The organism is Bradyrhizobium quebecense (genome assembly GCF_013373795.3).
Lineage (GTDB): Bacteria > Pseudomonadota > Alphaproteobacteria > Rhizobiales > Xanthobacteraceae > Bradyrhizobium > Bradyrhizobium quebecense.
The window spans coordinates 4,089,456-4,103,964 of sequence record NZ_CP088022.1 but is presented as its reverse complement, the minus strand read 5'-3'; the positions used below and the strand labels follow the sequence as shown (position 1 = coordinate 4,103,964).

General features: G+C 62.3%; 12 protein-coding genes. 5 read left to right on the top strand and 7 right to left on the bottom strand.

Features of this window, described 5'->3' with window-relative positions; translation table 11 throughout:
- Positions 1-64: 64 nt before the first annotated feature.
- On the top strand, positions 65-433 hold the full coding sequence (locus HU230_RS20005) for a VOC family protein (RefSeq protein WP_092115441.1): 369 nt from the start codon (positions 65-67) through the stop codon (positions 431-433).
- Positions 434-556: 123 nt separating this feature from the next.
- Positions 557-1,477, top strand: a complete 921-nt coding sequence (locus tag HU230_RS20000; RefSeq protein WP_176530203.1) for a complex I NDUFA9 subunit family protein — start codon at positions 557-559, stop codon at positions 1,475-1,477.
- Positions 1,478-1,711: 234 nt separating this feature from the next.
- Here the strand turns inward: HU230_RS20000 and HU230_RS19995 are convergent, their stop codons facing one another.
- The 7 genes from HU230_RS19995 to HU230_RS19965 form a co-directional block, all read right to left on the bottom strand.
- Positions 1,712-2,044, bottom strand: a complete 333-nt coding sequence (locus HU230_RS19995) for a hypothetical protein (RefSeq protein ID WP_176530204.1) — start codon at positions 2,042-2,044, stop codon at positions 1,712-1,714.
- Between the two features lie 43 nt (positions 2,045-2,087).
- Positions 2,088-4,544: an arylsulfatase gene (locus tag HU230_RS19990; protein ID WP_176534945.1), complete on the bottom strand. Its 2,457-nt coding sequence runs from the start codon at positions 4,542-4,544 to the stop codon at positions 2,088-2,090.
- Between the two features lie 341 nt (positions 4,545-4,885).
- The gene (locus tag HU230_RS19985) at positions 4,886-7,381 is read right to left on the bottom strand and encodes an arylsulfatase (RefSeq protein WP_210284207.1); all 2,496 of its coding nucleotides are present in this window, start codon (positions 7,379-7,381) and stop codon (positions 4,886-4,888) included.
- Positions 7,382-7,526: 145 nt separating this feature from the next.
- Positions 7,527-7,982, bottom strand: coding sequence for an ion channel (locus HU230_RS19980; RefSeq protein ID WP_176530205.1), 456 nt, complete (start codon positions 7,980-7,982; stop codon positions 7,527-7,529).
- A gap of 125 nt (positions 7,983-8,107) precedes the next feature.
- Positions 8,108-8,695, bottom strand: coding sequence for an HdeD family acid-resistance protein (locus tag HU230_RS19975; protein WP_176530206.1), 588 nt, complete (start codon positions 8,693-8,695; stop codon positions 8,108-8,110).
- 374 nt (positions 8,696-9,069) lie between these two features.
- Positions 9,070-9,495, bottom strand: a complete 426-nt coding sequence (locus HU230_RS19970) for a universal stress protein (RefSeq protein WP_021077991.1) — start codon at positions 9,493-9,495, stop codon at positions 9,070-9,072.
- Between the two features lie 157 nt (positions 9,496-9,652).
- Positions 9,653-10,195, bottom strand: a complete 543-nt coding sequence (locus HU230_RS19965) for a SixA phosphatase family protein (protein ID WP_176530207.1) — start codon at positions 10,193-10,195, stop codon at positions 9,653-9,655.
- Positions 10,196-10,290: 95 nt separating this feature from the next.
- Here HU230_RS19965 and HU230_RS19960 point away from each other — a divergent pair, with 95 nt between their 5' ends.
- The 3 genes from HU230_RS19960 to HU230_RS19950 all read left to right on the top strand — a co-directional run bounded on the left by HU230_RS19960 (position 10,291) and on the right by HU230_RS19950 (position 14,468).
- Positions 10,291-11,787 (top strand): NAD(P)/FAD-dependent oxidoreductase, encoded by a 1,497-nt coding sequence (locus HU230_RS19960; protein ID WP_176530208.1) that lies wholly within the window; start codon positions 10,291-10,293, stop codon positions 11,785-11,787.
- An 87-nt stretch (positions 11,788-11,874) separates the two neighbouring features.
- Positions 11,875-12,375: a peptide-methionine (R)-S-oxide reductase MsrB gene (msrB, locus tag HU230_RS19955; protein ID WP_092115436.1), complete on the top strand. Its 501-nt coding sequence runs from the start codon at positions 11,875-11,877 to the stop codon at positions 12,373-12,375.
- Between the two features lie 260 nt (positions 12,376-12,635).
- Positions 12,636-14,468, top strand: a complete 1,833-nt coding sequence (locus tag HU230_RS19950; protein WP_176530209.1) for a flagellar hook-basal body complex protein — start codon at positions 12,636-12,638, stop codon at positions 14,466-14,468.
- The last annotated feature ends 41 nt before the right edge of the window (positions 14,469-14,509 follow it).

Sequence of the window (14,509 nt, the reverse complement as noted above, 5' to 3'; positions counted from 1 at the left end):
TGGAGGTTAATCCCGCTGCCGCGGCAAAAAAAGGCGCAGCGAAATCGAACAGGGGAGTTTGGCCATGATCGAGGGAGTCAGCGCGGTCACACTCGGCACGCATGAAATGCCACGGGCCGTCCAATTCTACCGTGCGCTGGGGTTTGAGGTACTGCATGGCGGCGAATGGTCGTCGTTCACTAGCTTTCGAGTAGGTACGAGCTACCTCAACCTCATCGACCAACCTGCCGAACGACGCTGGTCCTGGTGGGGTCGGGTCATCTTCTACGTCACCGATGTTGACGCGCTTTACGAACGTGCGCTCGCGGCAGGTTACAAGCCGGCGACCGTGCCCCGCGATGCCGAATGGGGTGAGCGCTTCTTCCACCTGGTTGATCCCGACGGCCACGAACTCAGTTTCGCTCGACCTTTGCTTCCGGCTTCCGTCCAATAGCGGATCGAAGCAGCCTGCATTCCAATAGTCGCTGCGAGAGGGTATTGTTCCGACAGACGGCCATCGCCCTGACGTCAGCTTCGGCTCGGGCTATGGCGCGGTCTCTCGAGCAAAGATCAACGGATGGCAACGAACGGTCGCACCGTCACCGTATTCGGCGGAACCGGTTTTCTCGGCCGCCGCATCGTTCAGCATCTGCGCGATCGCGAGTTTCCCGTCCGGATCGCGTCAAGGCATCCAGATCGCGGGCGCAATCAGTCTGGCCCTCATGATCCGCAACTTCAATTGGTCCAGGCCGATATTCACGACGCACGGTCTGTCGCGGATGCACTTGCCGGCGCTTACGCCGCCGTAAACGCGGTCAGCCTTTACGTCGAGCACGGTCGGGAGACGTTTCATTCCGTTCATGTCGAAGCCGCCCAACGGGTAGCAGCCCAAGCGCGCCGGACCGGAGTCAAAAGGCTCGTTCACATTTCAGGCATCGGCGCCGATGCCGCGTCTCAATCGCGGTACATCCGAGCGCGTGGCGAAGGCGAATTGGTGGTCGGGGCTGCCTTCGCCGACGCATATATCATCCGACCGGCCGTCATGTTCGGACCGGACGATGCGTTCGTCACGACCATCCTCAAGCTTCTCCGCCGGCTCCCAATCTACCCGATGTTCGGCAGCGGCTTGATGAGTCTGCAGCCTGCCTATGTGGAAGATGTGGCGGAAGCGACGGTTCGGATCATCCAGCGAGCCGAGACGCGACCGACGATCTTCGAGTGCGGCGGCCCTCGCGTCCACTCTTACGAGGAATTGGTCGGAATCGTCGCGCGCCAGGCTGATCTCGCGCCCATCCTGGTCCCCATCCCGTTCGCCGTTTGGCACGTGCTGGCATGGGCCTCCGAAATACTCCCGGAGCCACTTCTCACGCGCAATCAGGTGGAGCTCATGCAGATCGACACCGTGTCATCGCCGGAGATGCCTGGCTTTGTCGAACTTGGGATTTCGCCGTACTCGGTTGAGGCAATGCTCCAAGAGATGCTGTCGAAGCGCGGATGAAGAGGGCTCATCGGTTAAATCCGCTTCAGATGGCGGGTTCGCGCGCTACTGTTACACGACGCTATGGTGTATCCGCCGTTCGGCGGCAGCGATATGACTGTGCGCCGTCGGCAGCTGCAGATGACGCGATGGGTCAATCGCGTCGTCTTTGCAGTCGGCCAGCTATTTCTGGTCTACCCTCAACTCCGGACATGTCGCCGCATTGCGCCAACTGACGCGATGGGCAAGAAGCAGTCATTTGGTCACCCGACTTAAGAGCGCGGCAAGGAGCAAGTGAAGAGCGACGGCGGGCCACAGCAAAAGGCCGGTCGCTCCTCCTACTAAGCCAAGGTATCCAAGGTACAATCCGACTAACAGGCTATAGCTCAACATCCCGGCGAGCGGCGGCCCTGGCCAGCACGCGATCCCCAAAGCGACCAAGGCAATGCCTGCAACGCGCGCAACAGGTACTGCGAGGCCTGTTAGCCGTTCACCCAGCAACAACTGCCCGACCAGCGCAGGGGCGATCAATAATGCCAGCCCGGTAGAGGCCTCGGCGACAGCGGCGAAAGTCAGAGCTTTCTTCATCGTTTCGCCCGCCGTGCGAGGCAACAAGCAATGACCGGCGCTGTTACGGCTTCGCCTTGGCCTCTTGCTCCGGTGTGAACGGTTCGAGCTTAAAGGTCAGTTTGTCGATCTTGCCGGTGAACTTGAATGGTGGTTCGTAGCGGTACTCGATCATTGCGACGCCGGAGCGGGTGTCCAAGCCGACATCGAAAGTTTCGTCCTCCGGGAAGGTGACGGGGATGGTATTCTTCATGGTTTCCCTGGCCTCTTCCTTTCCGTCCACGGACAGTACGCCGGTCCCGCCCTTGCCTAATCCTGGACCGTCGCATCTGAAGTCGAAGACGATGATGTGCTTGCCTGCGCTTAATTCCGGCCCTTCCCACATGGTGCGCTTGAGATCGAGCAGGTTGTAGAGGAACACCGCCTTGCCGCGGCCAATGCCGGCTTCACCCTTGCTCAGGAACAGGCCATAGCCGCCGAAGCGTCCGCCCTCAGTGACGATCATGCCTTCTGCGCCGCCCTCTGGGATCGTGACCTCAGCCGTGATGGTGTAGGACTTGCCCAGGATGCTCGGTGCCGCACTTGCGGGCACACCACTCAGTTCGCCCGAATAGGTGAAGACCGTTCGTCCCGCCGTGAGATTTGGGCGCGGCGCGTTCCAGCGCGCCAGCGTCGAGTTGTCGAGCGGCAGCACGTTGTATTTCTTCGCCTCGGAGTAGAACAGCTCCTGCATCTGCTTGAGCTTGTCCGGCATCTTGGCGGCCAGATCGTTGAACTGGGTTGGATCCTCCTGGACGTTGTAGAGTTCCCAATTGTAGCCGGTGATCACATCTGGAGGCGTAGCGGAGCTTAGCTCCCACGGGAGCGTCGCCGGCGTCGTGGCCGCCACCCACCCATTGCTATAGATCGCGCGATTGCCGAGCATCTCGAAGTATTGCGTCGTGTGCTTGCTCGTTGCGTTGGCGTTTGCCTTATCCCACGCGTACATCATGCTCACCCCCTCGATGGGGATCTGCTTGATGCCGTTGACCGTGTCCGGTTGCGGAATGCCCGTCGCCTCAAGGATGGTCGGCACGATGTCGATGACGTGATGGAATTGGCTGCGGATGCTGCCCACATCGTTGATGTGGCCGGGCCAGGACATGACCATGCCCTGTGCCGTGCCGCCGAAGTGCGACGGCACCTGCTTCACCCATTTGAACGGTGTATCCATCGCCCACGCCCATTCTGCCGCATAATGCGGGAAGGTCCTGTCCGATCCCCAGAACGGATACCAGAGAAACTGGTCTTTAACCGGAACTTCGACGCCATTGAACGTGGTGAATTCGTTCGGCGTGCCATTGAGCATGCCTTCGGCGCTCGCGCCGTTATCGCCGCCGATATAGATGATCAGGGTATTGTCGAGCTCGCCGAGGTCTTCGACGGCCTGGATGACCCGGCCGATCTCGTTGTCGGCGTAGGCGAGGTAAGCGCCATAGACATCAGCTTGCTTAATGAAGAGCTTTTTCTCCTCGAAACCGAGAGAATCCCACTGCGGCAATTCCTTCGGCCACGGCGTCAGCTTGGCGTTTTCGGGCATGATGCCCAGGCGCTTTTGATTGGCAAATATGGTCTCACGCACCTTGTTCCAACCGCCGTCGAACAGGTGCATATCGCCGATCTTCTTGATCCATTCCGGCGTCGGATGATGCGGCGCATGGGTGGCGCCCGGCACGTAATAGACAAAGAACGGTTGGTCCGGTGCGATCTCCTTGAGCTGCTTTATGTGCTGGATGGCGTCGTCGGCCATCGCCGTTTCTAGATTCCACTTGGGATTACCCTCGAACGGATAGATGGCCGTGGTGTTGCGGAACAGGTTCGGTTGCCACTGGCTGGCGTCGCCGCCGACGAAGCCATAGAAATAATCGAAACCCATGCCGCTGGGCCATTGATTGAACGGCCCGGCTTGGCTCGACTGGTAAGAGGGCGTGTTATGGTCCTTGCCGAACCACGACGTTGCATATCCGTTGGCCTTCAGGGTCGTGCCAATGGTGCCCTTTTCAATCGGGATGATCGAGTCGTAGCCCGGGAAACCCGTCGCAACTTCGCCGACCACCCCGAAGCCGACCGAGTGATGGTTGCGCCCCGTAATAAGGGCCGCCCGCGTCGGCGAGCACAGCGAGGTGGAATGAAAATTGGTGTAGCGCAGACCGGCCTTTGCGATGCGATCCATCGCAGGCGTGGGGATGACGCCGCCGAATGTGCTTGGCGCACCGAAGCCCTGATCATCTGTCATGATGAGCAGCACGTTTGGCGCGCCTTTCGGAGGCACCACGCGCGGAGCCCACCAAGGTGTCGAGTCGGAGGCTTTCTCCTTGATGATGCCGCCGAATTTCGGGTCGGGCGGCGGCAGCTGCTTTCCGTCGATCGTGGTTGTGGCGCTGGGAGAACCCGGTACATCCGTGACTTGTTGAGCTGAAGCCGAGCCCCAACCGAGGGCGAGAAGACAGGAGCCGACAAGCGCACTGCGAATGACGTCCATGGCGGCAAACTCCTGCGCATCTGCGGAAAAGAGACGCAGATTGCTCTCGTCGAGCTCAGCACCTTTGATATAGATCAACCTGGACCAATCGTCGCGACGCGGTATGCAATCCGGCGTGATGATCGAATGCCACGCGGCGAAGCCCGCTTCGGGTCAAACTGAGACCTCGCACCGGCGGGTCGGCACTTGCGGTCTTCATTCGGAAGCGGACATCGTCACGGCCGTCCGGCATGTCTCAAGAGGGGCCAGAAGGAGATATCCATTCTATTCGTGCACGGGCTTCAGGCGATGTAATCGCGGGTCGCTCCTGCAAGCGGCCCGCGTGAGCTGCTATCTTACGGTTAGTCGCGAGCCAGCGCTCTCTGCGCTTCCATTTCGAGGGCCTCGTACGAAGCCTTTTCGACCGTGATGCCGACCGCCTGAATGGTTCCGCCATGGAATGTCCCGGGCGTCTTGTATTCCGCGCTGACGGCGTCGCCGCTGTCGTAGCCGACGCAGAGGCCGTCGCCCGACAAGGTGAACTTGGCCGCCTGCGTCTTCATTGAACCTTCGGCAACAACCTTGTCGTTGATGTACAGGTTCATTGTACCGACCGACTCCTTGTGAGGGCCGGCACCCGTGCGTGTGAACTCCATTCCGAGCGTGTACTTGCCGGGCTTCAGTGTCTCTTTGGAGACGAACTTCTGCTCGGGCTTGATGCCGAGGAAGTTGTACACGTAGTAGAGCTTGTGATCCTTGATGAACAGTGCGTGCCCGCCGAAGCGAGAGCCGTGGGCGAAGATCACGCCGCCGGCATCCGCGTCTGATATCTCGACATTGGCGAGGATCTTGTACGAGCGATTGCGCACGTTGACGGCGACGCCTTCCGGCACCGGCGCCGTATCGGGGTAATAGACGTAACGGTCACGGATTGCTTCGGACGAAGGGCGCTCGATCAGCAGGATTTCGGACGCGGTTCGGTCATCAATCGGCAGAGCCAGATTGGCTCGGGCTTCCTCGTCCCATGCCTTCTTGAGCACCTCTAGCTTCTCGGGATACTGCTTCGCCAGGTCGGTCGACTCCGAGCGGTCCTCGTCGACGTGATAGAGCTGCCATTGGTCCTGATCGAAGTGTCCCTTGCCGGTGAACGGGGCGTGGACCGCAGCAGCGAGCCAGCCGTCCTCCCACATCCCGCGAGTGCCGAGCATGGAGTAGAACTGCCGCTTCTTCTGCGTCGGCGCATGCGGCGCCGCATCGAAAGTGTAGCGCATCGAAACGCCGGAGAGCGGGAACTGCTCCACGCCGCGATAGACCCTGGGCATCTCGATGCCGACAACGTCGAGGATCGTCGGCACGATGTCGACCGAGTGGTGGTACTGGTCCCGAATTTCGCCACGGGCCTTGATGCCTTTGGGCCAGGAAATGACGAGCGGATCGGCCGTGCCGCCGGAATACTGCGCGTAGCGTTTGAACATCTGGAATGGCGTTGAGAATGCCACTGCCCATCCGGTGGGGAAATGGCCATAGGTGTCCGGTCCCCCGAGCTTGTCGAACAGTTTCATGTTCTCGGCCAGGTCATCGGGATAGCCGTTGAAGAACTTGTTCTCGTTGACGGACCCGTTCGGCGTACCCTCGCCTGAGGTGCCGTTGTCGGCGGCGTAGAGAACCATGGTGTTCTCGAGCTGCCCGGTCTTCTCCAGGTACTCGATAACTCGGCCGATCTGGGCGTCGGTGTATTCCGACAATCCGGCCCAGACTTCGGCCATATGCGAGAACAGTTTCTTCTCGTCCGCGTTGAGCGTGTTCCACGGGCGAACGGCATCTGCCGGGTTCGCCTGGGACTCAGGCATCGGGTTGATCGGCGTCAGCTTGGTGTCCTTCGGCACGACGCCCTTCTCGATCATGCGCGCCAGCACCCAGGTGCGATACGCTTCGTAGCCATCGTCGAACTTGCCCTTGTACTTGGCGATGTATTCCTTCGGGGCCTGGTGCGGCGCGTGATTGGCGCCTGGATTGTAGAACATGAACCACGGCTTCGAGGGAGTCGCAGCCTGCTGGTTGCGGATCATCTTGATGGCCTGATCGGCGAGATCCTTGGAAAGATGGTAGCCGTGCTCCGGTGAGGCCGGCGGCTCGATGAAGTGATTGTCCTCGACGAGGTCCGGGTACCACTGGTTAGTCTCCCCGCCGATGAAGCCGTAGTAGCGCTCAAATCCCTGACCGAGAGGCCAAGTCTTGCGGTCGCCGCCCTCGGCAACATCCTGCTCCGGAACGTTATGATTCTTGCCTAGCCAGAAAGTGCTGTAGCCGTTGTCCTGAAGGACCTGCGCGATGGTCGCGGCTTGCGGCGGGATACGACCCGCCCAACCCGGAAAGCCATTGGAGGCTTCCGTAATGGCCGCCATGCCGTTCAAGGTGTGATTGCGGCCCGTCAACAGCGTGGACCGGGTCGGCGAACAGAGCGCTACCGTATGCCACTGCGTATAGGTGATTCCGTTCTGTGCAAGCTTGTCGAGCGTGGGCATGTTGATCCGGCCGCCGTAGGGCGACCAGGCGGCAAGCCCGGTGTCGTCGTAGAGGACGAACAAGATGTTCGGTGCGCCCGCTGGTGCCTTCTTCGGCGTGAACGGCCCCCAGTCGGCCTTCGAATCGCGAACATCGAGATTGATGGTGCCGTTGAAATCCTTGTACGGCCCCACGGGCTGTGGCTGCTGCGCCAATGCCCCCAGGGAGAATAGCGTGCCTAGCGCGCCAACCATCAGACGAGAAATGGACTTCGCGATTGTTCCGATCCCACATTGGGTCGAGCATCTGCACGCGGTTTTCATTGTCATGGGACATCCATCGGCGTCGCCCACGCGGGGAGAACAGGCGAAGCTCTCACAGTAAACTTATGGGATTGGTTGGGCTTGATCTGTGTCAAGCAAGGGTGATGGTCTGAATGGGAGCGGAAGCCGGCGCGCGCAGGTATGTTACGCAACCTTGGTACAGATAGCTGTCGTTCTATTTGTTCTGCTGCAAGTCGGACGTGAGCGCGTTTTGCCAGTCCGTCCAGTTGCGGATCCAACGGCTGACCACCGCGAAGAATAGCCCGGTCGAGAGTCCAAACATGAGAGCGGCCGACAAAGCCTCAAGCGGCGCGAACATCCGCCAGTGCGCGGGCAACGCAAGACCGCTGCCAATGGTCGTGTAGGCGCCTGCGGAAAAATAGAACGCAGACCCGAGATCGGGAAGGCAGCCTTGCCAGAAGTAGAACAAACCCCAGACCGAAATCTCAGCCAGGTGGATCAGAACCAGCCAGCAAGCCAGCGCAATCACAGCTGACGTGACGCGCCGGAAGCCCGATGCGGCCAAGGCGTGCGACCGCATCATGCACCGGAGCAGCGTGTCCAACCCGATCGCGTGAATGGCCACGGTGATCACCACCAGACAAGCAGCGAAGAGAACTGTCAGGAACATTGACGGTCGGCTTGTCTCGACAAATCAAACCTGTCGGGTGAGGGCCAAGGGGAGGGCGGGTCTTATTATTTGCCCCGATTGCGTCAACGGGTCGGATGAGAACTCGGGAAGGCTGCGGCAACAGCTCAGGAATGAGCAAGCCTCCTGAGCCGAAACGCCAGTGCAACCAAAATCACGCCCATAATCACGGCGTAAGTGCCGATGACCCAAAGCAATGCGAGCGCGCCAGCCCCCGGAGCCATCATGACACCGATACCGAACAGCACCGAAACGACGCCACCCAAAATCAGGTACCACTCGTCGTCGATCTCCTTGCGCAGCCTGATCGCGCCGATAATCTGAAACACGCCGGTCGCGATCGCCCAGCCGCCGATGAAATACAGCAGCACAAGCGCAGTAAGACCCGGCATCATGAACACGAGGAGCCCCGTTGCAATGCCAAGCAGGCCGACAATGGCCAGCCACCAGCGTGGTGTCGGCGCGCCACCGGTAATAGCGGCAATTATCGCGAGCGCTCCATCAACCATCGCAAATGCACCGTAGAACATGATAAGCGTCAGAAGGGTCATGCCTGGCCAAGCGAACGCGAGCACACCGAATATGATCGCGGCGATGCCGCGTAATAGAAGCACCCACCAGTTCTTCGCCAATGCGTGCACCATGACTGACCCAAGTCCCATTCCTGGCGGCCGGCCGATTTGCATCGTGCTCATGACAATCTCGCTCAAGTTGGTCGGACCGCAGCGCTCTAAGCGGTCCTGATCCTGCGGAATAGCTATCAGTGACAGACAGAAAGCTATCAGTGTTGAGCTAAATCAACCGGATTGCGCCTCTGAAGTTGAGCGCGTGATGTCCGAGTTGGGTCAAGGTGAAGAACTCGGCGGGAGCACAATGCGTCCGTTTCGGGTGCATAGCGCGGGGGCGAGGGGATGCGGGGCGCAATTTCGGAATATTAGAAGAATATCTCTGAGTTGCCCGACGTGTCAAGTCGCCTAGTCGAAGCTCGCCAGCCGCCGGCTCCTTTGCATGGGGTTGTTTTCGATATTTTGGCAGCGCCGCCTGCGACGGCCCCATCACTCGTCCCGTTTTAGTGCCGCACCACGAGCACCGAGCATTTGGCGTAGCGCACCACGTGTCCGGCGTTCGAGCCGAGGAAATAGGTGCGCATCGCCGGGCGGTGCGAGGTCATCACGATCAGGTCGGCCTTCATGGTCGCGGCCTCTTCGAGGATCTCGTGATAGATGCCGCCCTGGCGGACCACGCCGGAGATGCGCCCGGGGGCGATGCCCGATTCGCGCGCGACGATCGCGAGCGCTTCTTCCGATGTTTCACGCTGCTGGCTGTCGAAATCCGCCGGCACATATTCGGCGAGCATCACCGGCGTCATCGGCAATACGTTGAGCAGACGCACCGCCCCGTTCCAGGTTTGCGATAATGTTGCAGCGGTTGCGATCGCCGGCTTCGCCAGATCGGTATCGGCGAGGTCGATCGGCACGAGAATGGACTTGTACATCTGCGCCTCCTGTCCGCGATTGGTCTGGAGCCGTTTGGTCCCTGTGCCGGGACGCGCGCCTTCTTTTTCTTGGAGTAGCTTGTCGTGTCGCCGCGAACCGGTCCCCCTGTCGCGCCAACATCAATATAGCATGGCAGAGCGGCGCTGTCCGCTTGCGTCAGCCGCGCAAGGCCTGCTTCAACAGTTTAGGGCTAACGAACAGCACGAGCTTGCCGCGCCGGAAGGAGACGTCGTTCCAGTCGTCGGTCGCGAAGTCGAACACGGCGAGCCCGGAGGTCGGCAGATTGTCGCCAAGCGCGCGCTTGGCGGCCTCGTCGCCGCTGCCGGTCAGGGTCAGCGCGAGCTCGTGTATGCCGGGATTATGGCCGATCAGCATCAGCCGCTTCGGGTCGGTGACGGAGGCCATCCGGATCACGGTGAGCAATTGCGCCGGATCGGCGCCGTAGAGTTCCGGCACGAATTCGACTTTCGGCGCACGTCCGGCGCCCTTCAGCGCCTCGCGCACGATCTCCCAGGTCTGCGTGGTGCGGACCGCCGGTGACACCAGCGCCAGATCGGGCAGGGGCGGATGGCGGGCGATCCAGCCGCCGATCTCCGCCGCATCGCGGTGGCCGCGCTCGTCGAGACGGCGGTCCTGGTCCTGCCCCGAAGGCGCGTCGTGTTCGGTCTTGGCGTGGCGCAGCAGCAGCAAACGGCGCATGGACTTCCATCTTGATTCGGTCTGGTCGAATTAAATTCTACAGGCTCATGCCCTGGACAAGGTGACAAGCGCCGCAGCGGTTCGTAAGAAACGACATGAGCGAGACTTCCACAAGTGCGGTAGACGGCCCCGACGAGGCGGCCTCGCCGTTCCGCGACCGTCTGGCGTTCGACCTCGACGTCGACATTTGCGTGGTCGGGGCGGGGCTGGCCGGCCTGACCGTGGCACGCGAGGCGGCGCGGCTTGGTGCCAGCGTCGCCGTGCTCGAGGGCCGCCAGATCGGCTGGAACGCCTCCGGCCATCATCTCGGCACCGTGATGCCGGGTTTCGGCCTGCCGATATCAGATGTGATCGAGCGCGTCGGCCTCGATGATGCCCGCGAATTGTGGGCGCTCTCGAAAGAGGGCGCCGATTATGTTCGCGCCACTGCCACCGAGGAGCTGATCCCGGGCATCAGGGCGAGCGACGGCGCGCTGGAAGTCTCCAATGTGGATGTCGGCGAAGCGCTGATCAGCCGCCTGCAGACGCTGGGTGAGGAATTTGCCACCGAAGTCGAAGGCTGGCAGGTCGATCGCGTGCGCAGCGTGCTCAGGACCGGGCGCTATTTCCACGGCATCTATTATCCGAAGGCGTTCCAGATCGACGGCCGCAAATATGTGCACGGTCTCGCCGCGCTGGCGATGCGGGCGGGCGTGCGGATCTTCGAGGAGACGCCGGTCGTCAGCATCGATTTCTCGGGCATCCGCAAGCGCATCGTGACGCCGACGGCGCGACTGCGCGCCAACCACATTGTCCTCGCCGGCAACATCCATCTCGGCGCGCCGCTGAAGCGCTTGTCCGATACGCTGCTGCCGGTGTGGCGCTACGCGGCGTTGACCGAACCGCTCGGGGAACGGCTGGCGGAGGCGATCGCCTTTTCCGGCTCGGTCGTCGACAGCGACGGCATCGACCATTTCCGTGTCGTCGATGGCGATCGCCTGTTGTGGGCCAGTCCCGAAACCACCTGGGACGCGCGGCCGAAGCGGCTTGGTGCGGCGGTGCAACGTCGCATCGCCACGGTGTTTCCTCAACTCGGCAAGGTTCCGATCGCCGACACGTTCGGTGGCGCAGTCGGCGTCACCGTGCATGGCATGCCGCAGATCGGGCAGTTGCGCAGGGGCCTGTGGGTGGCGAGCGGCTTCGGCCGGCAGGGGCTCAACACCTCGGCGCTCGCGGGACAGTTGATCGCGCGCAGCATCCTGTGGGGCGACGACCGCTGGCGGCTGTTTTCGCCGTTCGAGCTGGTCTGGGCCGGCGGCACCACCGGCCGGGTCGCCGGTCATTTCATCAGCCTGTGGGCGAGGGGCGCCGCATCCGCGGCGGGCGTGCTGGCGCGCTACCGCGAGGGTGCACGTGCGAAGGAGCGCCGCCGCGAGGCGCGGCTGGCCGAGGCCAATCTCAAGGCGGGAACCCGGGGACCGCCGCCCCGCCGCCCGCCGCCGTCGGCCGCGCGGCCGGTGCCGCCGCCCGCGCCCCGGCAGGTTGAGGACGGTGAGCCGCCATCTGCCCATCCCTCGCAAGAAAGTGAGCGGATCTCGGACGGGCGGATGTAACGTCTGGCGGCGGGGTTCGTATTTGGTGACGAGCCGGTTTGCCAGTCTTGTTTCGCCAGCTTTGGCCGCCCGCATCGGAGATGATTGATGATCGATCGCCGCATCCTGCTTGCTTCCGTCGCCGGCCTGTTCGGCCTCGCCGCCTTCCGCTGGCTGCGCGCCTCGCCGGCGCAGGCCGCCGAGAAATTCGAGATCGAGAAGACCGACGCCGAGTGGCGCGCGCAGCTCACGCCGCAGCAATATGAGATCCTGCGCCAGGAGGGCACCGAGCGGCCGGGATCGAGCCCGCTGCTCAAGGAGCACCGCAAGGGCACTTTCGCCTGCGCCGGCTGTGACCTGCCGCTGTTCTCGTCCGAGACCAAGTATGAGAGCGGCACCGGCTGGCCGAGCTTCTGGAAGCCGCTGGACAATGCGATCGGCACCACGTCGGACCGCACCTTCGGCATGCTGCGCACCGAGGTGCATTGCCGCCGCTGCGGCGGCCATCTCGGGCATGTTTTCGATGACGGCCCGAAGCCGACCGGGCTGCGCTACTGCATGGACGGTTTTGCGCTGGTGTTTCACCCGGCCGCACCCTCGGCGACCTGACGGCCACAGCGTTTTCAAGCGAAGGGTTCGCGTCAAGAAGACGCGTCAAGCCACGACGGGGGAGCGCGGTCAGGCCCACGCTTCTTCCCGGCAATTGTTGCCTGCCCGGCAATTGTGCCCCGGTTAAACGGCCGGGGCTTTTTTTTCAAGCGCATGATTTTGTTACGTTTCGTTTCGTGGCACGACCTTTGCGACATGCTCCGCCGATGCGGCCATTCCTGTGATTGCCAGCCGCCGGGAATCGAATTGGAGAACATGTCATGGGTATCTTCGGCGCTCTTACGACGGCGGTCGGTGGCTTGCGCGCAGGATCGTACGCGCTCGAGAACATCTCCGGTAACATCGCCAACTCGCAGACCACGGCCTTCAAGCGCATCGATACCTCCTTTCTCGACCTCGTCCCGCAGACCGCGCTGACCGCGCAGCTCGCCGGCGGCGTCACGGCGCAGTCGCGCTCGACCAACTCGGTGCAGGGCGACGTGCAGTCGGCGTCGGTCGCGACCTTCATGGCGATCAACGGCAACGGCTTCTTCGCGGTGCAAAAGCCGGGCAGCTTCACTGACGGCTCGCCGGTGTTCGACGGCGTCGACCGCTACACCCGCCGCGGCGATTTCCAGCTCAACAAGGACGGCTATCTGGTCAACGGCGCCGGCTATTATCTCGAGGGCGTGCCGATCGACCCGACCACCGGCAACCCGTCGGGCTCCTCGCCGCAGGTGCTGCGGTTCAAGAACGACTTCCTGCCGGCGCAGCAGACCACCAAGATCGACTACCGCGCCAACCTCGCGTCCTATCCCTTGACCACGGCGCACGACACCTCGGTTCCGGGCTCCGAGCTGATCCGGCCGGGCGCGTTCAGCGCCGGACATAACCCGCTGGTGCTGGGCACGCCGGCCGCGCCGTATACCGATTCATCGGTCACCGGCACCGCGCAGAACAACAAGGCGACGCCGTCGGTGGCCAACACCGCCGCGACCCTGCTGTCGGGCGCGGCGGGCAGCGATTCGATCAATGCCAACTTCAGCGCCGGCTCCGCCGGCCCCCCGGTCGTGCCGGCCGATACGATCACGGTGAACGGCACCGTCATCACCTTCGTGGCTTCGGGCGCGACCGGCAACCAGCTGAACGTCACCGACAGCATCGGGACGCTGCTCGCCAAGATCGACTCGATTACTGGTACCGCGACGCCGTCGACGATCAGCGGCGGCAAGATCACCCTGCATTCCGGCACGTCGGCCGACCTCAACGTGACGAGCTCGAACTCGACCGCGCTTGCGGCGCTCGGCTTCACCGGCTCGGCGGTTGCGACCCGCGGCGGCGGCGGCACCGTGGGCACCGGCCAGGTCGTCGGCAACGACAACTCGACCTTCCTGAACGAATCCGTCTCGGGCGGCGCCGTCACCGCCTACGACGTGTCGGGTGCGCCGGTGAACCTGCAATTCCGCTGGGCCAAGACCGACAGCTCCTCGCTGGGCGCCGGCCATACCGATAGCTGGAACCTGTTCTATCAGGTCAATCCCAATGCGACCGGCACGCAGGTCTCGTGGCAGAACGCCAACATCAACTTCACCTTCGCGTCGAACGGCCAGATGTCGCCGGCGATCTCCTCGGTCGCGCTCAACAATGCCGTCGTCAACGGCGTGTCGCTCGGCAGCCCCGTGATCAATTTCGGCTCCGGTGGCGTGACCCAATTCGCGGACGCCAACGGCAACGTCCAGGTCAACCAGATCCAGCAGGACGGCTTCCCGGCCGGCCAGCTGCAGTCGGTCAGCGTCTCGACCAACGGCCGCATCGTCGGCAACTACACCAACGGCCGCAATATCGACCTCGCCGAAATCTCGGTGGCGACCTTCAACGGCACCAACTTCCTCAAGCGCATCGACGGCGGCGCGTTCGAGGCAACCGACGAGTCCGGCGCGGCGTTGTTCGGCAAGTCCGGCACCATCGTCGGTTCGTCGCTCGAGAGCTCGAACACCGATATTGCCGACGAGTTCACCAAGCTGATCGTGACGCAGCAGGCCTATTCGGCCAACACCAAGGTGATCACGACGACCAATTCGATGGTGCAGGACCTCCTGAACGTCGTGCGCTGATCGCATCAGACATGCGCGTGTGAAGCAGTAAAGGCGAGTAC

Excerpts from the sequence above, each read along its gene's own strand:
- HU230_RS20005 (WP_092115441.1), top strand. The coding sequence starts at position 65 with ATGATCGAGGGAGTCAGCGCGGTCACACTCGGCACGCATGAAATGCCA.
- HU230_RS20000 (WP_176530203.1), top strand. The coding sequence starts at position 557 with ATGGCAACGAACGGTCGCACCGTCACCGTATTCGGCGGAACCGGTTTT.
- HU230_RS19995 (WP_176530204.1), bottom strand. The coding sequence starts at position 2,044 with ATGAAGAAAGCTCTGACTTTCGCCGCTGTCGCCGAGGCCTCTACCGGG.
- HU230_RS19990 (WP_176534945.1), bottom strand. The coding sequence starts at position 4,544 with ATGGACGTCATTCGCAGTGCGCTTGTCGGCTCCTGTCTTCTCGCCCTC.
- HU230_RS19980 (WP_176530205.1), bottom strand. The coding sequence starts at position 7,982 with ATGTTCCTGACAGTTCTCTTCGCTGCTTGTCTGGTGGTGATCACCGTG.
- HU230_RS19975 (WP_176530206.1), bottom strand. The coding sequence starts at position 8,695 with ATGAGCACGATGCAAATCGGCCGGCCGCCAGGAATGGGACTTGGGTCA.
- HU230_RS19970 (WP_021077991.1), bottom strand. The coding sequence starts at position 9,495 with ATGTACAAGTCCATTCTCGTGCCGATCGACCTCGCCGATACCGATCTG.
- HU230_RS19965 (WP_176530207.1), bottom strand. The coding sequence starts at position 10,195 with ATGCGCCGTTTGCTGCTGCTGCGCCACGCCAAGACCGAACACGACGCG.
- HU230_RS19960 (WP_176530208.1), top strand. The coding sequence starts at position 10,291 with ATGAGCGAGACTTCCACAAGTGCGGTAGACGGCCCCGACGAGGCGGCC.
- msrB (WP_092115436.1), top strand. The coding sequence starts at position 11,875 with ATGATCGATCGCCGCATCCTGCTTGCTTCCGTCGCCGGCCTGTTCGGC.
- HU230_RS19950 (WP_176530209.1), top strand. The coding sequence starts at position 12,636 with ATGGGTATCTTCGGCGCTCTTACGACGGCGGTCGGTGGCTTGCGCGCA.